This is a genomic window from Streptomyces sp. DF42, assembly GCF_058267695.1.
The window spans coordinates 5,823,772-5,843,652 of the sequence record NZ_CM177859.1; the positions used below are offsets into that span (position 1 = coordinate 5,823,772).

The 19,881-nt window shown below is 68.7% G+C and carries 18 protein-coding genes, 3 tRNA genes and 5 pseudogenes; 19 read left to right on the forward strand and 7 right to left on the reverse strand.

What is annotated here, in order from left to right; translation table 11 throughout:
* The first annotated feature begins 104 nt into the window (after positions 1-104).
* The 3 genes from htpX to ACYUED_RS26755 all read left to right on the forward strand — a co-directional run bounded on the left by htpX (position 105) and on the right by ACYUED_RS26755 (position 2,044).
* The gene (gene htpX / locus ACYUED_RS26745; protein ID WP_491285758.1) at positions 105-968 is read left to right on the forward strand and encodes a zinc metalloprotease HtpX; all 864 of its coding nucleotides are present in this window, start codon (positions 105-107) and stop codon (positions 966-968) included.
* Entirely contained in the window at positions 965-1,357 is a 393-nt protein-coding gene (locus ACYUED_RS26750; protein ID WP_266798831.1) for a YccF domain-containing protein, read from the forward strand. Before htpX ends, ACYUED_RS26750 begins: the two co-directional genes overlap by 4 nt.
* Before the next feature lie 120 nt (positions 1,358-1,477).
* Entirely contained in the window at positions 1,478-2,044 is a 567-nt protein-coding gene (locus tag ACYUED_RS26755) for an SMI1/KNR4 family protein (RefSeq protein ID WP_491285760.1), read from the forward strand.
* 92 nt (positions 2,045-2,136) lie between these two features.
* On the opposite strand, the pseudogene ACYUED_RS26760 reads toward ACYUED_RS26755, so the two are convergent.
* A pseudogene (locus tag ACYUED_RS26760) lies at positions 2,137-2,949 on the reverse strand (APC family permease); the annotation flags it as partial.
* 153 nt (positions 2,950-3,102) lie between these two features.
* Here ACYUED_RS26760 and ACYUED_RS26765 point away from each other — a divergent pair.
* Entirely contained in the window at positions 3,103-3,369 is a 267-nt protein-coding gene (locus ACYUED_RS26765; protein ID WP_491285761.1) for a GlsB/YeaQ/YmgE family stress response membrane protein, read from the forward strand.
* Between the two features lie 109 nt (positions 3,370-3,478).
* Here the strand turns inward: ACYUED_RS26765 and ACYUED_RS26770 are convergent, their stop codons facing one another.
* Positions 3,479-3,967, reverse strand: coding sequence for a YajQ family cyclic di-GMP-binding protein (locus ACYUED_RS26770; RefSeq protein WP_266519581.1), 489 nt, complete (start codon positions 3,965-3,967; stop codon positions 3,479-3,481).
* 224 nt (positions 3,968-4,191) lie between these two features.
* On the opposite strand from ACYUED_RS26770, the gene ACYUED_RS26775 reads away from it, so the two are divergent.
* From ACYUED_RS26775 to ACYUED_RS26810, 8 genes and pseudogenes are all read left to right on the forward strand, one after another.
* Positions 4,192-4,273: transfer RNA gene (locus ACYUED_RS26775), tRNA-Tyr, on the forward strand.
* A gap of 429 nt (positions 4,274-4,702) precedes the next feature.
* Positions 4,703-5,095 (forward strand): annotated as a pseudogene (locus tag ACYUED_RS26780) (IS982 family transposase); the annotation flags it as partial.
* Positions 5,096-5,437 (forward strand): annotated as a pseudogene (locus tag ACYUED_RS26785) (transposase); the annotation flags it as partial. It lies immediately after the preceding pseudogene.
* Positions 5,438-5,727: 290 nt separating this feature from the next.
* Entirely contained in the window at positions 5,728-6,507 is a 780-nt protein-coding gene (locus ACYUED_RS26790) for an inositol monophosphatase family protein (protein ID WP_491285764.1), read from the forward strand.
* Positions 6,508-6,837: 330 nt separating this feature from the next.
* Positions 6,838-7,014, forward strand: coding sequence for a hypothetical protein (locus ACYUED_RS26795; protein ID WP_491285766.1), 177 nt, complete (start codon positions 6,838-6,840; stop codon positions 7,012-7,014).
* 541 nt (positions 7,015-7,555) lie between these two features.
* The gene (locus ACYUED_RS26800; RefSeq protein ID WP_491285768.1) at positions 7,556-9,007 is read left to right on the forward strand and encodes an amino acid permease; all 1,452 of its coding nucleotides are present in this window, start codon (positions 7,556-7,558) and stop codon (positions 9,005-9,007) included.
* A gap of 193 nt (positions 9,008-9,200) precedes the next feature.
* Positions 9,201-10,157 (forward strand): hypothetical protein, encoded by a 957-nt coding sequence (locus ACYUED_RS26805; protein ID WP_491285770.1) that lies wholly within the window; start codon positions 9,201-9,203, stop codon positions 10,155-10,157.
* 227 nt (positions 10,158-10,384) lie between these two features.
* Positions 10,385-10,852 carry a hypothetical protein gene (locus ACYUED_RS26810; RefSeq protein ID WP_491285772.1) on the forward strand — a complete coding sequence of 156 codons (468 nt, stop codon included), beginning with the start codon at positions 10,385-10,387 and terminating at the stop codon, positions 10,850-10,852.
* A 20-nt stretch (positions 10,853-10,872) separates the two neighbouring features.
* On the opposite strand, the pseudogene ACYUED_RS26815 reads toward ACYUED_RS26810, so the two are convergent.
* Positions 10,873-10,983: pseudogene (locus ACYUED_RS26815) on the reverse strand (IS630 family transposase); the annotation flags it as partial.
* A 169-nt stretch (positions 10,984-11,152) separates the two neighbouring features.
* On the reverse strand, positions 11,153-13,609 hold the full coding sequence (locus ACYUED_RS26820; RefSeq protein WP_491285774.1) for an MFS transporter: 2,457 nt from the start codon (positions 13,607-13,609) through the stop codon (positions 11,153-11,155).
* Between the two features lie 221 nt (positions 13,610-13,830).
* Here ACYUED_RS26820 and ACYUED_RS26825 point away from each other — a divergent pair.
* A pseudogene (locus ACYUED_RS26825) lies at positions 13,831-14,303 on the forward strand (NUDIX hydrolase).
* A gap of 252 nt (positions 14,304-14,555) precedes the next feature.
* The gene (locus ACYUED_RS26830) at positions 14,556-14,768 is read left to right on the forward strand and encodes a hypothetical protein (RefSeq protein WP_491285776.1); all 213 of its coding nucleotides are present in this window, start codon (positions 14,556-14,558) and stop codon (positions 14,766-14,768) included.
* Between the two features lie 68 nt (positions 14,769-14,836).
* Here ACYUED_RS26830 and ACYUED_RS26835 read toward each other — a convergent pair whose 3' ends face one another.
* From ACYUED_RS26835 to ACYUED_RS26845, 3 genes are all read right to left on the reverse strand, one after another.
* Positions 14,837-15,226, reverse strand: coding sequence for a nuclear transport factor 2 family protein (locus ACYUED_RS26835; RefSeq protein ID WP_491285778.1), 390 nt, complete (start codon positions 15,224-15,226; stop codon positions 14,837-14,839).
* 2 nt (positions 15,227-15,228) lie between these two features.
* Complete coding sequence (locus ACYUED_RS26840) at positions 15,229-15,885, reverse strand: NAD(P)H-binding protein (protein ID WP_491285780.1); 657 nt, start codon at positions 15,883-15,885, stop codon at positions 15,229-15,231.
* Positions 15,886-16,406: 521 nt separating this feature from the next.
* The gene (locus ACYUED_RS26845; RefSeq protein WP_491285782.1) at positions 16,407-17,795 is read right to left on the reverse strand and encodes an amidohydrolase family protein; all 1,389 of its coding nucleotides are present in this window, start codon (positions 17,793-17,795) and stop codon (positions 16,407-16,409) included.
* A gap of 266 nt (positions 17,796-18,061) precedes the next feature.
* Between ACYUED_RS26845 and ACYUED_RS26850 the strand changes: the two genes are divergently transcribed.
* From ACYUED_RS26850 to ACYUED_RS26870, 5 genes are all read left to right on the forward strand, one after another.
* Positions 18,062-18,134 (forward strand) — tRNA-Thr (locus ACYUED_RS26850).
* 45 nt (positions 18,135-18,179) lie between these two features.
* Positions 18,180-18,252 (forward strand) — tRNA-Met (locus ACYUED_RS26855).
* Positions 18,253-18,341: 89 nt separating this feature from the next.
* Complete coding sequence (gene rpmG, locus ACYUED_RS26860) at positions 18,342-18,506, forward strand: 50S ribosomal protein L33 (protein ID WP_003948671.1); 165 nt, start codon at positions 18,342-18,344, stop codon at positions 18,504-18,506.
* A 262-nt stretch (positions 18,507-18,768) separates the two neighbouring features.
* Complete coding sequence (locus ACYUED_RS26865) at positions 18,769-19,221, forward strand: FAS1-like dehydratase domain-containing protein (RefSeq protein ID WP_491285798.1); 453 nt, start codon at positions 18,769-18,771, stop codon at positions 19,219-19,221.
* Positions 19,222-19,228: 7 nt separating this feature from the next.
* Complete coding sequence (locus ACYUED_RS26870; protein WP_491285800.1) at positions 19,229-19,657, forward strand: MaoC family dehydratase; 429 nt, start codon at positions 19,229-19,231, stop codon at positions 19,655-19,657.
* The last annotated feature ends 224 nt before the right edge of the window (positions 19,658-19,881 follow it).

A 19,881-nucleotide genomic window follows, 5' to 3' on the forward strand; every position in this document is an offset into this window, starting at 1 on the left:
TTGACCAGTACGGGAGGGTCCACTGGGCGTGACACCACGGCACCAGTGGCATCGGAAATCAGCAAGCAAAGGGTTCCCCTGCTGCACGACTTGGAGGGCGTACCGTGCACCGCCGGCACAACGGGCTAAGGACCGCAGTACTCCTCGGAGGACTGTCCGCCCTCATCATCGTCATCGGCAGTTTCTTCGGCCGTATGGGGCTCGTCGTCGCGGTTGTGATCGCACTGGGCACGAACGCGTACGCGTACTGGAACAGCGACAAGCTGGCGCTACGCGCGATGCGCGCCCGCCCGGTCAGCGAGTTCGAGGCCCCCGCCCTCTACCGCATGGTCCGCGACCTCTCCACCCAGGCCCGTCAGCCCATGCCACGCCTGTACATCTCACCGACGGAGGCACCGAACGCCTTCGCGACGGGCCGCAACCCGCGCAACGCCGCGGTGTGCTGCACGGAAGGCATCCTGCGCATCCTGGACGAGCGCGAACTGCGTGGCGTCATCGGCCACGAGCTCAGTCACGTCTACAACCGCGACATCCTGATCTCGTCGGTCGCCGGAGCCCTCGCCTCCGTGATCATGTTCCTGGTCAACTTCGCCTGGCTGATCCCGATCGGCCGTTCCAGTGACGACGACGGCCCGGGCTTGCTCGGCATGCTGATGATCATGATCCTGGGGCCGCTCGCGGCCAGCCTCATCCAGCTGGCCATCAGCCGCTCCAGGGAATACGAGGCCGACGCGTCCGGCGCCCAGCTGACCGGTGACCCTCTCGCGCTGGCCAGCGCGCTGCGCAAACTCGAAGCGGGCACCAAGCAGCTGCCGTTGCCTCCCGAGCCGCGCATCGAGACCGCCAGCCATATGATGATCGCGAACCCGTTCCGCCCGGGTCAGGGACTCTCCAAGATGTTCTCGACACACCCGCCGATGGCGGAGCGCATCGCCCGGCTCGAGAAGATGGCAGGTCGTCCCCAGTGAAAACTATTCTGAACGTCATTTGGCTCGTCCTGAGCGGCTTCTGGCTGTTCCTCGGGTACCTGGCAGCAGGCGTCCTGCTGTGCATCACCATCATCGGTATCCCGTTCGGCATCGCGGCGTTCCGCATCGGCGTCTATGCCCTGTGGCCCTTTGGGTACACGACGGTCGAGCGCCGCGACGCCGGTGCGCCTTCCTGCATCGGCAACGTTCTGTGGCTGGTCCTCGCGGGCTGGTGGCTGGCGATCGCGCACATCGTCACGGGCTTCGCCCTGTGCATCACGATCATCGGTATCCCGTTCGGTATCGCCAACTTCAAGCTGATCCCGGTCTCGCTGCTGCCCCTCGGCCGCGAAATCGTGCGGACGGACCAGCCGTTCGCAGCTCGCTGACCGAGCAGGACGAAGGTGGGGGGCGGCTTGCCCGCCCCATCCGACCCACCGGGTTTTCCACAACCCGGTGGTTGTCCACAGGCCGGCCCGATTGTCAGTGGCGCCTTGCATCATGAACCCATGACCGAGAACGAGCAGTTGCTGGCACGGGTGGCAGCCAAGGCACACAACACCCGCCCATGGGGCTGGCCCTCACTCCCGGCGCCCGCGGACGCGGCCACGGCGGCCCGCGCCGAGTCCGCCCTGGGCTTCGCCCTGCCTCCACTGCTCGCCGACCTCTACCTGCGCATAGGAGACGGCGGATTCGGCCCGGAATACGGCCTGTTGCCTCTCCTCGACAGCCCGCCCGCAGGCGAGCCCGCCGCCGTCGTGCAGTACCTCGCCAACCGCGAGAGCGCCCGCAAGGACCCTGACTGGCCCTGGCCCGAGGGCGTCCTGCCGATATCCCACTGGGGCTGCGCGATGTACGCGTGCGTGGACTGCCGCACCCCGGAGGCCACCGTCCTCCTCTTCGAGCCGAACACCGACGCGGCCGACCACGCCTGGTACGTCGACGCCCCCAGCCTCACGGTCTGGCTGACCTCCTGGCTCGACGGAACGGGCTGGTACGAAGAGACGAACGAGGAGCTGGAAATGGCCTCTTGGGCCGACTTCCGCATACGCACGACGACGGCGCGAGCGTCCTAGCCGCCACGACACCATCGGTGCGGCCGGCCCGACGCCACACCGACCATGACGCCACAACCGGCCATCTCGTACGGCGGCTGCGGAGATCCCGCGGGCCAGGAGCCGGAAGACCGCGCCACCCGCTCAGCGTCGGCCAGCGGAGCACTCGCGCGCCCGAGACCTTCCGTCCCCAGCACGGAAAGGACAGCCACAGCCACAGCCACAGCCACACACATACACCGCCAGCGTGATGCCCAGAGCTACGGGGATCGCGCGAGGGATGGTGCGCGCCGGCTCCCGTACCTCCTCACCGAGGGTCGCGATGTGCGCGTACCCGGCGAACGCGAAGAACAGCAGCCCGGGCGCTTGCAACACGCCGCCGACACCGCCCGAGGTCCCGGCGCCCAGGCGCCCGGCGTCGAGGGCCCGGGACCCCAGGCACACGACCACGACGGAAGCGAGGACAGCCAGCACCACCGCCACGATCACCCGCGTCACCCAGGCGGACTTCTGGACACCGCCGTAGTTCACCGCGGTCAACGCAACCACGGCCGCAACCGCCACGGCGTGCGCCTGCCCCGGCCAGACGTACGCCCCTACGGTGAGCACCATCGCCGCACAGGAGGCGGTCTTCCCGACCACGAACGACCAGCCCGCGAGATAGCCCCAGAACGGGCCGAGCCGCTCGCGCCCGTACACATAAGTGCCGCCCGAGGGCGGATACAGAGCGGCCAGGCCCGCCGACGCCGTGGCGTTGTAGTAGGCGGCGACGCCGAGGCCCAGCAACAGGCCGGACCCGGCCGCCCGCGCCGCGGGCCCCAGAGCGGCGAAGATCCCGCCCCGACCATCGAGCCGAGTCCGATGACCACGGCGTCACCGACGCCAAGCGTGCGCCGTAGTTCCGATGCGGAACCGGTCGATGACATGGCTCGCAGCCTACTGATCACTGCAACCGATGGACTCGGCGCGGCGTCCTGCTCAACAACGGAGCAGAGCAAGCCCGTGACGCACAGCGGATCTTGACTGAAATCACACTGTCCTGAAAGTGCAGGCGCAGTGCGGAAGGGCAGGTTCACGGCATGACCATCATCAGCTGGATCATCCTGGGGCTGTTGGCCGGAGCCATCGCCAAGTTCCTGCTGCCGGGCCGGGACCCGGGCGGCTTCATCGGAACGACTCTCATCGGCATCGCGGGCGCGTTCATCGGCGGCTGGATATCCGCCCGCTGGATGGACCACCCGATCACCAAGAACTTCTACGACGGCGGAACGTGGGCCGCGGCGATCGGAGGATCGCTCGTCCTGCTGGTCGCCTACCGCATTCTCTTCGGCAACTCGCGCAACTGAGCACGACCGAGCACGCTCCCGGACCGCAGCCAGCAGACGAGAAGGGTGGGCACCCGCCAGGTGCCCACCCTTCTTGTGCACGGTCAGTCGGTGATGGGGAGTCGGTGGCTCACCGGTAGTTCACGAACTGCAGCGCGAAGTCGAAGTCCTTGCCCTTCAGAAGGGCGATCACACCCTGCAGGTCGTCACGGCTCTTCGAGCTGACGCGCAGCTCATCGCCCTGCACCTGCGCCTTGATGCCCTTCGGGCCCTCGTCGCGGATGATCTTCGCCACCTTCTTCGCGTTGTCCTGGGAGATGCCCTCCTCGATCGTGGCGAAGATCTTGTACTCCTTGCCGGACAGCTGGGGCTCACCAGCGTCCAGCGCCTTCAGCGAGATACCGCGCTTGATCAGCTTGGACTGGAAGACGTCGAGAACGGCATTGACCCGGTCCTCGGAGTTCGCCTCCATGAGGATCTTGTCACCGGACCACGAGATCGAGGCACCCACGCCCTTGAAGTCGTAGCGCTGAGAGATCTCCTTGGCGGCCTGGTTGAGGGCGTTGTCGACCTCCTGCCGCTCGACCTTCGAGACGATGTCGAAACTGGAGTCGGCCATGTCCTGTGGCTCCTTGTATCGGGGTGCGTGTGGGGTGCGTATCGGCGGGCGTGGGGGTGGCCGCCACCCCGGCGTGGTGCCAGGGCCGCATTCGGACAAGCCTAGCCACCCGTTGTCCTCCGGGCGCAGATCAATCGGGTGGCGAAGCACCCCTCCACATCGGGTATTGTTTACGTCGTTGCCAAGGAGCGCCGCCGAAAAGCAGTGCGAAGGGCAGCAACCCCGGCGGTGTGCCCGAGCGGCCAAAGGGAGCAGACTGTAAATCTGCCGGCTCAGCCTACCCAGGTTCGAACCCTGGCGCCGCCACGCTGAGAGAGACCCCCTCTGAACTGCGGAAACGCAGAGCGGAGGGGGTCTCTTCGTATTCGAACAGCGCCATTCGAACGAGGGTCGAAATGTATGGCTTGTCCCCCTGATCTCGGGTGAGTCCCAGGCCTGATCAGCGCGTGTCCCCCAGGCGTTCCCCCAGGGGACGGGACAGTCCCGTCCCATTCGCGCGGGCCAGCCTTGATCTGGTGGTTCGCTCGTTCCTGCGCCTGCGCCAAAACCTTTCCGGATACTGGGTTGTTGCCTCCGTTGCAGGAGCGGCTGCTCACGCCCTGGTTGGCAGCACCCCAACCGAGGACATACGCGCCGCAGCGGTGCTCTCCGATGGTGCATCGCGTCTGGTCACCTAGATGAATGAGTCCAAGGGATGGCCTGCGGACATGAGACGAGGGCGTCCCATATCAGTGTGTGAAGACGGACCTGGACACCCTCGCAACGGCACTCTGTGCCCGGATCGACGACGAGTTGAAGGCTTCGCCGTGGCTGGCCCCGTGCCGACCCGCCGTTGGGATCGCACCCACGCTCAGTGACGCTGAACTGGTCACCCTCGCGGTCACGTCGGCGCTGCTCGGTTACACCTCCGAGCGGCGCTGGCTGCGCCGCGTCGGGCGGGACTTCCGCCACCTCTTCCCCTACGTGCCCCAGCAGTCCGGCTACAACAAGCGACTGCGCGCCGCGTCCTCGCTGCTCACCAGCATGATCCGGATCCTGGCCCGGGACACCTCGCTGTGGCGCGACGATGTGTGGCTGGTCGACTCCACCCCGGTCGGCTGCGGATGCTCCCGCGAGACGGCCAAACGGATCCAGGTGCGCCGTCCGGTGCCGGGCAGGCCGCGTACCCGGCCGGCCCGAGTGCGGGCCGACAAGGCGTACGCCCTCCCGCAAGAACCGCGCCTACCTGCGCAGACGCGGGATCCGCTGCACCATTCCGGACAAGGCCGACCACATCCGCAACCGCAAGAAGCTCGGCTCTCGCGGCGGCCGCCCGCCGAAGTTCGACAAGGCGGACTACCCCGAGCGCCAAGCGGTCGAGTGCGGCATTAACCGCCTCAAGAGGCACCGGGCGGTGGCCACCCGTTACGAGAACTCGCCGTCCGCTACGAAGCTACCGTCCTCGTCGCGGCCATCAACGAGTGGCTGTGACCAGTACATTCAGCGCACGCCCTGAGCTAAGTGACGGCTGCGATCGCTCTCGAGTTCGCCTCAATCCGTCTCGAAGGCTGGAAGGGCGGTTCCGGCAGGAAGGGGCTACGAAGGGGCTGCATGTCCAGTGGCCCCGGTAGCCGCTCGCGGGCGCCGAGCGATCCCAGAAGAGGCTGTTGTCCCCGGCATGGCATTGGTAGGGGCGGGACGGGATTGCCATACTCCTGCAGGGCCGTACCAGGCCCGTTGAGCGACTGCCACTCGTCTCACGACTGGGGGGATGAAGCCTCTTGCAGGAAGAGCTCTACGACATCGCGTGCCTGGCCTCGGAGGAAGGCTTCCGCGCCATCAGGGATTCGTCCACGAATCTGACGGCCTTTCTCGACGGCAACGGCCCCGAGGATCTCGCGGCGAACCTCGCCCGCCGCAGCCGGACCGCCATCGTCGACTGCATCAACTCCCACCGTCGGCACGACGGCTGGCAGGTCAAGGGAGCAGAGGAGTCTCTCGGCACGTCGGGTGTGCGCTGGATCGTGAACCCGCTGGACGGGACGGTCGATTCCGAGCGTCTCATGCCGTATCACGCCGTGAGCGTCGCTGCCGAGGTGGAGGGGGAGACCGTGGCCGCCAGTATCGTGCAGATGAGTGGCGCCACCCTCGTTGACCGGATCGACTGCGGGCCGACCGACCTGGGGTCGCAGTTCTGGGAGGGCTGGGTGATTCCCGCGGAGTGGGATCCCGCTCGGGCCGTGCTCGGTTTCGCGCTCCCGGACGACGCCGAATGCCGCCGCGACGCGTTGCACCTGCTGGCCGACGTCGCTCCGCACGTGGGCGCGGTGCGTTGTTTCGGCTCGGCCGCCTACGATCTGGCCAACGTTGTCCAGGGCGGCCTGGACGGCTTCGTAGGTTTCGGGCAGCGGCCCTGGGATGTTGCCGCCGGCCTGGCGGTGGTCCGCGCGGCGGGCGGCACCGTGCGCTGGCTCCGGGGCGAGTCCGGTCTTGAGGTGGTCATCGCCGGCACGGCGGCTATGGTCGACACGGTCAGCGGCTGGGTGCCTACCGGTCCGTAGCCGGACACGAAGAGCGTCTTCAGCGGACCTTCCTCGATTGTCCGCCGGTGGCTGGTGATCTCCATTCCCTCTCTGCGCCTTCCGTAGAGCGGACTCGGCTGCTCGAAGGCCGACAGTTCGGGTACCGGTTTCTCCACGCACTGCCAGGTCGCCTCGCTCCATGGCCCCGTCCCCACCGTGGTGCGCAGCACGTGGCGCATGCGCTGTCCGCAGGCTTCGTTGATCGCCTGGGCCAGCGCCGCCCACCGAGCCTTCTGCTCGCCGCGCCTGATGAACACCGGGACCCAGACCTCGGGCCGACCGGCCGTCGGCGTTAAGCCGAAGTGATGCGTGTCCACGGCGTCGCGGCTGGAGAAGCTCGCCTGCAGCAGCTCGGCCAGCGTGAAGCGCAGGGTCCGCCAGCGCGGCACCGGCCTGAGCCGCCAGGTGACAGTGACCGTCGTCCCGTCGAACACCACACGGGCCCGCGGCGTAGAAGCCTGCAACGGCGGCGGGCCGGATTTCTGACGGTTCGTCACGAAATCCTTGTCCTTCTCCTGGACTGTCCGGAGCCTGCACCCATCGGCTTACCCCACCACAGCGCCACCCACTCCGGATCACGAACCGGCCTTGCGGGGGGCAGCCCTGCGCCGAGGGCGGCGAGCGGGCCGACCCACAAGGCTTCCTGTCCTGCGGGAGCAGCCACTCCAGCCGGCTCCTGACCGTTTGGCAGATCACCGCTATCGCCAACTCGCGATCACCACGACCTTGATCCACTTTCGCAACAGTCCACCATGTCCCTGACGGGACGCCTCGCCGGCGTGAAAATCGGTAGTGCGGCTGACCGCCGACGCCGGTAGTGCCTTGGGGGATCGATCCCGCGAAACAGTCTGGGTCACGGTGTTGCGCATAGGGGCTCCCAGGGGGCCGGTTCCGCGATGCGCCAAAAAATAGAGCATGCTGAACACTTAAACAAGGCGACCATGCCTTGTTTTTTTAGATCGCAGTGGACTAATTTCCGGTCTCGGCACCTGCAGCCCACGTCCGCTCTCCCTCAATGGATGTCGAGATGACTACACGTCCCCCTGTTTCCGCTCCGGACCCGGTGACCACCACCGGGGCCGCCTCCGCAGGATCCGGTCTTCAGGCCGGCCTGAAGAACCGCCATCTGTCGATGATCGCCATCGGCGGGGTCATCGGCGCCGGCCTGTTCGTCGGCTCCGGCTCCGGCATCGCCGCCGCAGGCCCCGGCATCCTCGTCTCGTACGCCCTCGTCGGCATCCTCGTCGTCCTCGTCATGCGGATGCTGGGCGAGATGGCCGCGGCCAACCCCACCTCGGGCTCGTTCTCCGCGTACGCCGACCGGGCGCTGGGCCGCTGGGCCGGGTTCACCATCGGCTGGCTGTACTGGTTCTTCTGGGTCGTGGTGCTCGCGGTCGAGGCGACCGCGGGTGGCAGGATCCTGGCCGGCTGGATACCGGCGGTCCCGCAGTGGGGCTGGGCGCTGATCGTCATGGTCGTCCTCACCGCCACCAACCTGGCCTCGGTCAGCTCCTACGGCGAGTTCGAGTTCTGGTTCGCCGGCATCAAGGTCGTCGCCATCGCCGCGTTCATCGTGGTGGGCGGCCTCGCGATCTTCGGTCTGCTGCCCGGCTCCGACCACCCCGCGTCCGGCTTCTCCAACCTGACCGGACACGGCGGCTTCCTGCCGCACGGGCCGGGAGCGATCCTCACCGGCGTGCTGATGGTGGTCTTCTCCTTCATGGGCAGCGAGATCGTCACCCTCGCCGCCGGCGAGACCGCCGACCCGCGGGGCGCCGTCACCAAGGCCACCAACAGCGTGATCTGGCGTATCGCCGTGTTCTACCTGGGCTCGATCCTGATCGTTGTCTCGCTGCTGCGCTGGGACGACCCGGCCATCCTCAAGGACGGCTCCTACGTCGCCGCCCTGAGCTCCATCGGCATCCCGCACGCGAGCCAGATCATGAACGCCATCGTGCTGACGTCCGTGCTGTCGTGCCTCAACTCCGGCCTGTACACGGCCTCCCGGATGGCGTTCTCCCTCGGCGGGCGCAGCGATGCCCCGGCCGCGTTCGGGCGGGCCACGCAGCGCGGTGTGCCGCGGGCGGCCATCTTGGCCTCGGTGGTCTTCGGCTTCGTCGCGGTCGCCTTCAACTACCTGTGGCCGGACACGGTCTTCCAGTTCCTGCTCAACTCCTCCGGCGCGATCGCCCTGTTCGTCTGGCTGGTGATCTGCTTCTCGCAGCTGCGGATGCGCCGGATCATCGAGCGGGAATCGCCGGAGAAGCTCGTCGTCAGGATGTGGCTCTACCCCTACCTGACCTGGGCCACCATCGCCCTGATCACGTTCGTGCTCGGCTACATGCTGACCGACACGGCCGACGGCGGCGGCCGCGACCAGGTGATCCTCTCCACCCTGGTGGCCATCGGCGTCGTGGCCGTCGCACTCGTCCGCCAACGGCTGGGGCGGAACAGTACGCATGAAGTCACCCCGTCCTAGGGGCCGGGCTCTGTAGGGCGACAGCCTGCCCTCGACCGGCGGCGGTGGTGCGCTCCCCCCCGCACCACCGCCGCCCCGTACGGCCCGGACCGCTGATGCAGAACCGCACCCGGGACCGCTTTGCTTCCTGCGCATCAGGTGACGATCAGCGAGCAGGTCTTGCCCGAGTCCCCACTCTCCTAGGTTGCCCCGCATGTCATTCCTGTCGACTCGCCGCAAGGCCTCCCGCATCGTCCTGGAGCTTGACGACGTGCACCTTGGGAAGCTTCTCAAGTCGCTGCGCACCACGATGCGATCGGGCGCGATCGCGAGCACGGATCTGCGCGTGGTGCAGATCGCCGACTTCCTGAAGCACCACTCCCAGGACTGGGACCGCCACACGTTCCGTCTGGCGGTCCTGGCGCATTTCCTGGCGGATACGCCGGTGCCCTCGAGGTGGGCCGAGCGGGAGCCGGACAGCGCCACTGCCCTTGTTTTGCATGCCTGGTCCGAGGTCTTCCGGGCGCGTGCAACGGGGAATGCGGGAGGTGCCTCGCGAGCAAGCACGAACTGCCTGCGCGCTGCGGATCTCGCCCCGCTGGACCCAACCCCGTGGATCGGCCTGCTGGAGATAGCGCGCCTGGAGCGCCACCGCGCAGCTGAAACCTTCTACGTCTGGAACGAGCTACTGCTCCGCGACCGCTGGAACCGCGATGCCTACCTGAGCATGATGCGCTACCTGACTCCGGACGAGGCCGGTTCGCGACTGCAGGTACTGGAGTTCGTCGACTCCCTCCGGTCGCGCATGCCCGCCAATGCGCCCTGCGCGGCGATGGAACTCACCTCCCAAGTGCTGCACTATCAATCGATCCGGACCCGGGGAGGAGTGGAGGGTCTCATGGCACGCAACTACTGGACCGATGTGTATGTCACAGCAGCGCTCGACCGTGCCTCGCAGCACTGGACACAGCCCTCGTTCCTCAGCCATGCAGCTGCGCTTGCCGACCTCAATACGCTCGCCTACGCGCTGATGTCCGCCGATCGCCACCGTGAGGCCCTTCCCATCTTCCGGGCCATCGGCGGTGCGGTCACCACCTGGCCCTGGCGGTTCGAAGGAGATTCGCTGACCGCGTTCCAACGGGCGCAGGGCCGTGCCGAAGCCGGCCGGTGACACCATCCGGAGATCTCTGACGCCGCGGGTTCCTCACCGCCGTCCGAGCGGCCCGGCCGACCCGCGTCGTGTTCTCCACCAGCGGCTTCCCGATCGATCACGCCGTCGGCGGTGCCGCCCATACGCGCTGCCTGTACACGCCCGTTCGGCTGCGTGACGGCCGTGCACACCGAATGGATGGACGAGTCGAACTACCCTGGGGGTACGGTGCGGTGGGAGGGGGAACGATGGGTAGCTGGCGGCTGCGGTCGCGACAGGTGGTGCTGTTCCGGACGGCGGTGAACCTGGACCGCGAGGTCGCCCGGATCCTTCGGACGCGCGGCTTGGGCGAGCTGACCGTGCTTGTTCCCCGCGACGGGACAGTGGGGCTGGTCGCTCGTGGCTACAACCGCTCGATGCGCTGGCGCGCGGTGCGCCGCCGAGTGGCGGAACGCTGCACGTACTGTGCCGTCGAGGGCCTCGTCCGAAGACTGCCCGCGGACGTCCTGGACTCCGATCCAGGCCTCGCCGATCGGGTGGTTGAGGACTACCGGCAGGCACTTGCGGTACAGCCCGGCGCCGTCCGGATCTTCGTCCGCCAAGGCATCAACGGCTGGGTGGTAGAAGGCGAGCCAGTCAGTAGCAAGGTGCCGCGGTACGAACCCGAAGACTGCCTGGTGCACTCCAACCTCGACAGAACGGCTCGGACGGACTAGGCGATCTCTAACAGCCGAGGTTACGGCGGTTGGAGGTCGAGCCCGGTCCTGGCGATGAGGCCCTCGATGAGGCGGGGGCGGTACTGCATCCGCTTCAGCCGCGTCTTCACCACCGCGGTGAGCTGGTCGAGTCACTGAGTCCATGCCGAGGAAGTGCATGTCGGACGGGGTTAGGTAAGGCTCCGCGAATTCGGTCAGATGTAAACGCCATTCCGAGTCCATGAGCCGCCCAAGATCCTTTGGATCGCGAAGGCGGCGCGCGGATATGGAATTTGGGTGAGGCTCCGTGTGGACTGTGAACTACTCCCCGGTGTGTGCAAGTTCGATGTCGTGGTCGTCCGGGCCGCCACCCGTCACCGACACCGTGGCCGCTTGCGGTGGATAGCCCGTCGCGATGACCGTGTAAGCGCCGCTGTCCAGGTCGGAGAAGGCGTATGCACCGTCGTGCCCGGTGCTTGTCGTGGCGACCACGTTGCCGGCTGCGTCCACCAGGGTGACCCGGGCGTCGCTCAGCGGGGCGCCCGCTCCGCGCACCGTGCCCCGGACATGGGCGCCGGGCCTGAGCTCGACCTCGATGCGTGTGGTGCCGGCGCCGCCGATCTCGACGGGCAGGGCCAACGGACGGTGTTTGGGGGAGTTCACGGCGAGCGTCACCGTCCCCGGCACCAGGTCGGTGACCCTGAACTCGCCCAGTACGTCGGTCCGTCCGGTCGCCAGGACCTCCCCGCGCACGTCGGTCACGATCACCACGGCATCCGCGACCGGTGTCCCGCCCTCGGCGGACCGCACCAGCCCGGCGAGGCCGCTCGTGCCGCTCAGCAGAACGTCGTGCCGGACCGGCCCGTCGGCGACCACGAGTGTCGAGGCCTGCGGCTGGCAGCTCGCGGCGGAGGCGATCAGGACGTACGAACCGGCGGCGGGCGCATCGACACCGTACGAACCGTCGCTCCGCGAGACCGACCGGCTCAGCTGCTTCCCGCCGAGTGAGATGAGCGTGACCGCGGCCCCGGCGACTGGGACGTGCTCCGCCCCCAGGACATGACCGTTCACCCGGATTCCGCCGTCGGCGGAGCCACTCGGTCCGTCCTGCTCGGCGGCGGTCACGACAGAGGCAGGTGAGGGTGTAGGCCCTGTGGGTCCCGTATGCCCCGGCTCGGCTCCGTTGGGACGAGTGGCCGCGCCGGTCGTCCCGGGCGCGCCCTCCTCGATCGCGGCCGAGGCGGACCGGGCCGAGGCACCCGTATCGACCGCGGCCGCTGCGGACGGAGCCGGGACGGCGGCGGACTGTCCCCCGGCCGCAGCGCCCTCGCCTGCGGAGCCCCCGGTCGCCGCAGCCGCCCGATGCCGCGGGATGAACGACGCGACCGCGAAGGCGAGCAGTGCCGCGCTGCCGCCGATGGCCAGGACGGTCTTGAAGCCGTTCTCGGAGGGGAGGGGCACCCCGCCGAGGTTCGTGGTCATCTGCGACAGGATGACGCCGGCCACGGCGCTGGCCGTCGACGTACCGATGGACCGCATCAGGGTGTTGAGGCTGTTGGCGGCGCCCGACTGCGACGGCGGCACGGCGCTCATGATGAGCGCGGGCATCGCACCGTACGTGAAGCCGATACCGGAACCGATGACGCAGGACACCAGGACGAACTGCCAGACCTCGGCCATCAGCAGGATGTTCAGGCCGTAGCCGGTGGCCACGATCAAGGCGCCGAGCATCAGGCTGGCCTTCGGGCCCCTGGCCTTGGAGAGGGCCGCGGAGACCGGGGCGACCGCCATCATCACCAGGCCGGACGGGGCCATGACCAGGCCGGCGGTGAGCAGCGACTTGCCGAGACCGTAGCCGGTCGCCTCAGGCAACTGCAGGAGCTGCGGAAGCACCAGGGACATCGCGAACATGCCGAAGCCGAGCGCGATCGAGGCGAGGTTGGTGACCAGGACCTGGCGGCGGGCGGTGGTACGAAGGTCGACCAGCGGTTGCTCGGCACGCAGCTCGTACCAGCCCCACAGCAGCAGGATCACGACGGCCGCGCCGAAGAGGCCGAGCGTGGTGCCGCTGCCCCAACCCCAGTCGCCACCCTTGGAGATGGGCAGCAGCAGACAGATCAGACCGGCCGCCATGCCGATGCCGCCGAGGACATCGAACCGGCCGCCCGTGCGCACCTTCGACTCGGGCACCACGAGCAGGACCAGAAGGAGGGCTACGGCGCCCATCGCGGCCGAGCTCCAGAACAGTACGTGCCAGTCGAAGTTGTCGGCGATCACGGCGGCCGCCGGCAGGCCGAGGGCACCGCCGACACCGAGAGAGGCGCTCATGAGCGCGGTGGCGGAACCGAGCCGTTCGGTGGGCAGTTCGTCCCGCATGATGCTGATACCGAGCGGGATCACACCGCTCGCCGTGCCCTGCAGCGCCCGGCCGACGATCATCGGGGCCAGCGACTCGCTGAAGGCGGCGGTGACCGAACCGGCGATGAGCAGGACCAGGCTCGCCAGGAGCAAGCGCCGCTTGCCGTACATGTCTCCGAGCCGCCCCATCATCGGGACGGCCACGGCTGCGGCGAGCAGCGTGGCGGTGACGGCCCAGGCGGCGTCGGACGCCGGGGCGTTCAGGAGCTTCGGCAGCTCCGGGACGATCGGAATCACCAGGGTCTGCATCAACGAGACCACGATCCCGCCGAAGGCCAGGACCGCGACGACGGCATTGGCCCGCGGCGCTGCGGACACCACCCCGTCGTCGGCGGCGGGTTGGGGAAGGGCGTGGGACATGTGCCGGGCCTCCGTAGACATGGGGCATGTGCTGCATACGCATCCCCATGCGCAGGCGCATGGGGTGTGTCCTTCATCCTCAAGCTAAGTCAGTTGATTGACTTAAGCAAGTGCTGTGTTGGTGCGCAAGGGCTCGGTGAAGGGTTCGAGGTGGCGGACTGGGCGGAGCGGATCTACTCCGGCGCGGGTCTGCCCCGGCGCGAAGGGGTACATACGTCGGCATGGGACGGATCGACTACCTGCACGACCCTGCCGCCCCACCGGCCAACTCGTGGTGCCCTCCGTGGTGGCGTTCGTGCAGAACGGCGCGGGACAGATGCTCATGGTCCGGCGCTCCGACAGCGGCCGCTGGGCACTGCCCGGCGGGGGCCATGAGGTGGGGGAGTCCATCAGGGACACCGTGGTACGCGAGGTCTGGGAGGAGACCGGGATCAAGGTCGACGTCGTCGATCTCTCCGGGATCTACACCGATCCGGGCCATGTGATGCGCTACGACGACGGCGAGATCCGCCAGCAGTTCAGCATCTGCTTCCGCGCGCGCCCCACCGACGGCGAACTCCGCACGAGCAGTGAAAGCACGGCCGTGCGCTGGGTCGACCCGGCCGACCTTTCCGACCTGGACGTCCATCCGACGATGCGCCTGCGCATCGACCACGCGATGGACCGGACACGCACGTCTCCCCATATCGGTTGACCTCAGTTGACCTCAGTTGACCTCAGTTGACCTCAGTTGACCTCGGTAGGCGCCGGCGGCGTGGGCTGACGGTCCGGTCCCGACCAAGCAGCCCTGGACGCCCCAGACCCGACGGCACCTCCCCCTCCCTACTCCTAGGCAGCAGGCAGCAGGCAGCAGGCACAGCTCCGCCCGCGCCGCAGCCACCCCTCCCAGGGCGGGTGCCCCACGCACAACACGCCTCTGCCCAGGGCACACTGGCACACTGACCGCATGTCCACTCGCCGCAGACGCTGCCCCGAATGCCGTCGAGAGATCGCCATCGTCGCCGGACGCTTCGCACGGCATGACCCGCCCGGCGTACGCCGGAACGGCGCACTCGTCTCCTGCCCCGGCTCCCGCCGACAGGCTCAACTCGACGCGGCCCAACCGTCGTTGGACGCCTTCGTCATCCCCGAGATTCCGGGCCAACTGCCCCTGTTCTAGATGGCCACTTTCTGGACCACCGCCTTCTGGACGACCTCCTTCTGGAGGCCGCCGCGGACGGCCGCCTGCTAGGGCTCCTGGGCCCCCGCCCGTACGTCCATCCGCGTCACCAGCCCGTCCCCGCCGAACCGGTACACGTGCTCGACCGTCCCCTCCGCCCACCGGTCACCCGACGCGTCCCGCATCCCGGTCCGTACGGTCGCCACCACGCCCTCGCCATCCCCGTCGAGCCGCACCCCCTCCAGCCGTACGAGGGGATGCCCGGCCGCGAACTGCCGCGTCCAGTAGGCGCGTACCTCCTCGCGGCCGTGCAGACGGGCGCCGTCGAGGACGTTCGGCCAGTCCACGTCCGGCGCCAGACACAGGAGTACGAAGGTGTCGCGCTCGTCGGTCGAGAAGACCTCGTACATCCGCCGCAGCAGGGCCTCTTGTGCGGCCGGCGCCACCTCGCCTGCCATGCTCAGTTCCCGGCGACGGACTTCACGGCCACCGACACCGGAGCCGACCCACTGACCAGTTCCAGAGTCAGGCCGGCCGTCGCCGGGGTGTCCACCAACTCCGCGAGTACGGCGGCCACGTCGTCACGGGGGATCGTGCCGCGGCCCGTGTGCGCCTCCAGCCGGACCAGGCCGGTACCGGCGTCGTTCGTCAGCATCCCGGGGCGCAGGATCGTCGCGTCGAGCGCGTCCAGCCGCAGTACGTGGGCGTCGGCCTCGCCCTTCGCGCGCAGGTACACGTCGAAGATGTCGTCCCCCTGGTGTGCGGGATCGGCGCCCATCGACGAGACGACCACGTGTCGTCGTACGCCGACCCGAACCGCCGCGTCCGCAAACAGGATCGCCGCCTCCTTGTCCACGGTGTCCTTGCGGGCCGCCCCGCTGCCCGGACCTGCGCCCGCCGCGAAGACCGCTGCGTCGGCGCCCTGCAGACACGCCGCGACCTCCTCGACCGAGGCCGACTCAAGATCCAGCAGAACTGGTTCGGCACCGGCCTCCCGCAGGTCGTCGCCCTGCTCGGCGTGACGGATGATCCCCGCAACCTCGTCTCCGCGCGCGGCGAGCAACCGCTCCAGCCGCAGCGCGATCTGACCATGACCACCAGCGATGACAATGCGCATGTTTCCGACCGTACGCCCGGACGACCGCATCCGCCGCACGACTTGAGCCACGTCCCAGGGTGCGCATGCGGAACCGCGTACGGAGCCGCATGCGGAGCGCACACGAAGCGCTCACGCGCTGGGCGCACGACCTTCGCCTGCGCGCTCCCTAGTGCGCCTCGACGACTTCTGTCGTGGCGCCCCGCATGGACTGAGGGCTCGGGCTCTTCGGGCTCTTCGGACTCTTGGGTGGCGGCGCATGAGCCGAAAGCGATCACGCTCAGTGCCCGGCGGCGATGCCGTACAGGACTCCTCGTACGTTCACGACGATGTGCCCTCGGCGTACACGTAGACAGGACTCACCCGGCGCACGTGCCTGCCCTGCGCGCCCCGCGCATGCTGGGCCTACCGCGAGCCCCAACGCCTCAGCGCCCGCCCGCTCAGACAACCTGTCCGGGGCCATCGCCCCCGGACCACTCCCGGACCACTCCCGACCCCGCGCGCTGAGCGTCTGCCCATCCCTCGCTTACTCCGCCCCACCCTCACGACAACGCCCCCCGCCCCTGCCGAGGCAACCCCAGTTCCACCGCCGCAGCCGAGTTGCAGTACTCCCGTACAGCGCTCGTCCGCGCCACCACCCGCCCCCGGTGCACCACGATCCGGCTGTACGCCAGCGACAGCGCGCCCGCCAGCCGGTCACCGCGCAGGGCCAGCAACTCGGCCGGGAAACCCGCCTCCACGCGCATCTCGGGCAGCCCCATCACAGCCCGTGCCGACGAGCTGACCGCGTCGTACGAGTCCTCGGGCCGCAACCCGTACCGGGAGGCCAGCAGGTAGGCCGCCTCCAAGGGGTCGCCGCGCCCCACCGGGTTGGACATGTCGCGCAGGGCGCCGCTGCCCGCGGCGACGCGCACGCCGGCCGTCCGCAGCAGCCGTACGGGAGCCGTGTCCCGCTGGTCGGTGCCGCCGCAGCCGCCCTGGGGCAGGCACACCACCGTCACCCCGGCCGCCGCGAGCTGGTCCGCGGTGCGTCGGACGGTCTCGTCAGGCAGCCGCGAGAGGCCGCCGCACGGGCCGATCGTCACCCCGGGGCGCAGCCCGCCGGCCATCGCCACGAGCCGCGCGAGACGGGCCGGATCGGCGGCGTCGGTGTGCAGGTCGACCGGGCAGCCGTGTTCGGCGGCGACCTCGAGGACCGCTTCCACGTATCCGGTCGGATCGGGGTCCAGGTCCGGACAGCCGCCCACCACAGAGGCGCCCATCTTCAGCGCGTCCCGCAGCATCGAGAGCCCGTCCGCCCCCGCCACGCCGGTCAGTACCCTCGGCATCGCCACCGTCGTCAGTTCCGTCAGCCCGCGCAGCGAACGCCTCGCCTGCAGTACGGCGGCCAGCGCGCCCAACCCCTGAACATCGCCCACGCGCACGTGTGCCCGCAACGCGGTCGCCCCGTGCCCCAGTTGCAACAGCGCCGCCTCGGTGGCCCGGCGCTGGACCTCCTGGGCCTCGTACGAGGCCGGGCCGTCGCCCTCTGCCGACAGCGCGGTGTCCAGGTGGGCGTGCGGTTCAGCCGGCGCCGGCAGGAGCAGATAGCCGGTGAGGTCCACGCGCGTGCCACAGCCCCGCACTCCGCCCGCAGCCAGGCTGCCGGCCGTACCGACCGCCTCGATGCGCCCGCCGCCCAGCCGTACGTCCACGGTCCGGCCGTCCGTCAGCCGCGCCCCGCACAGCAGCAAGGCGGCCGGGTCACCCGCCTGTCCCGCGGAGCCCGGGAAACCCGAAGAAGGCGAACCCGAAGAACCCGAAGAGCGTGAAGAGCCCGTAGAACCCGCAGAACCAGAAGAACCGGAACAACCCGAAGCACCGGAGGCACTGGAGGACGACGAGCCCGATGAGGACGACGAGTGGGGCGGCTGCGGCTGGCTGTCGGGCATCGCGCTCCAGGGATCGGGGACTGCGCAGCAGGACGCAAGATCACGCAGAGTGAGTCGAGCCTAGGGTGGCGATCCGCTCGCGTCGGGGAGGAGCGCAATAGTCGTACCGGTGTGGTCCGGCGTACCGGAGAGGCCTCAGTGACTGGTGGGAGCGCCGTGGGACGGGCTGCGGCAGGGGCCTGGACAGCGGGTGGAACAAGGCCGGACGGGGGCCCCGAAACGGATTTGGGCGAACGGCGGGCGAGCGTGTAATGTCTTCATCGCTCGCCCCAATAGCTCAGTCGGTAGAGCGTCTCCATGGTAAGGAGAAGGTCTACGGTTCGATTCCGTATTGGGGCTCTGGTGTGAGAGGTCCCCGCCGCAAGGCGGGGCCGATCGCATCACAGCGGTGTAGCTCAGTCGGTAGAGCAAGCGGCTCATAATCGCTGTGTCACCGGTTCAAGTCCGGTCACCGCTACTGACAGTAGCCGATTGCGGGGTCGGTCCTTCGATCGGCTACTCTTTTATGCGTTAAACCGTCCTATCCGTTCGTCAAGGAGCACTCACGTGGCTGCCACCGACGTCCGCCCGAAGATCACGCTGGCCTGCGTGGAGTGCAAGGAGCGGAACTACATCACCAAGAAGAACCGGCGTAACAACCCGGACCGACTGGAGATGAAGAAGCACTGCCCGCGTTGCAACGCGCACACCGCGCACCGCGAAACGCGATAAATCAGGCTCGTACGCGAGGCCGCCCCCACTAGTCGGGGGCGGCCTCGCGTCGTTTCGACGCCGGTTACCGACCGGTTCCAGCCGACTACAGGGCGCCCAGAGCGGACAACGAGCCGGCGTCAGACATCAGGTCGACGTCAGACACCAGGTCGACGTCAGGCAGATGTCAGGCGTCAGGCAGGCATGTCGCAGGCATCTGGTAGACGTCGGCGCACAGGCAGATATCAGCGCATCAGCAGGTAGACATCGGGAGGTGCGGGCCATGGCGCTCGACCAGTCCTTCGTGGGGCGGAGTTATCCGCCGACCGAGTCCTATGAGGTGGGCCGGGAGAAGATCCGTGAGTTCGCGGAGGCAGTGGGGGACTCCAACCCGGCGTACACGGACCCGGAGGCCGCCAAGGCGCTGGGGCATCCGGATGTGATCGCCCCGCCGACGTTCGTCTTCGCGATCACCTTCAAGGCCGCGGGACAGGTCGTCGAGGATCCCCAGCTCGGCCTGGACTACAGCCGTGTGGTGCACGGTGACCAGAAGTTCGCCTACGTCCGTCCGGTGCGTGCCGGTGACCGGCTGTCGGTCACCTCGTCCATCGAGGCCATCAGGTCCATGGCGGGCAACGACATCCTGGACATCCGGGGCGAGGTCCGTGACGAGGCGGGCGAGCATGTGGTGACCGCCTGGACGAAGCTGGTGGCCCGCGCGGCCGAGGAGGCGTGAGGAACCGATGACGGCGAAGATCGCTTACGACGGGGTCGAGGTCGGGACCGAACTGCCTGGCCAGGCGTTCCCGGTGACGCGGGCCACGCTCGTGCAGTACGCGGGTGCTTCGGGGGACTTCAACCCGATCCACTGGAACGAGAGGTTCGCCAGGGAGGTCGGGCTGCCGGACGTGATCGCGCACGGCATGTTCACGATGGCCGAGGCGATCCGAGTGGTCACCGACTGGGCCGGCGACCCGGGCGCGGTCGTCGAGTACGGCGTCCGTTTCACCCGGCCGGTGGTCGTCGCGGACGACGACCAGGGTGCCGTCATCGAGGTCAGCGGCAAGGTGGCAGCCAAGCTCGACGACCACACAGTCCGCGTGGACCTCACGGCGACCAGCGCCGGGCAGAAGGTGCTGGGGATGTCGCGGGCGGTCGTACGGCTGGCCTGAGGAGGGCACTGCATCCCAGTCGATGCCTTGATGCCTTGGTCTCTTGGTCCCTTGATGCCTTGGTCCCTTGATGCGGCGATGCTGCGACGCGGCGATGTAAGGGGCGTTCTCCATTGCGAGGCGCCCCTTACGTATATGTAGCCCCCTGCCTGCGACAACGACTCGTGGTGAGAGAGCGTTCCGGCGCGGCCCGCGGCCCGCGGCCCGCGGCCCGCGGCCTCACC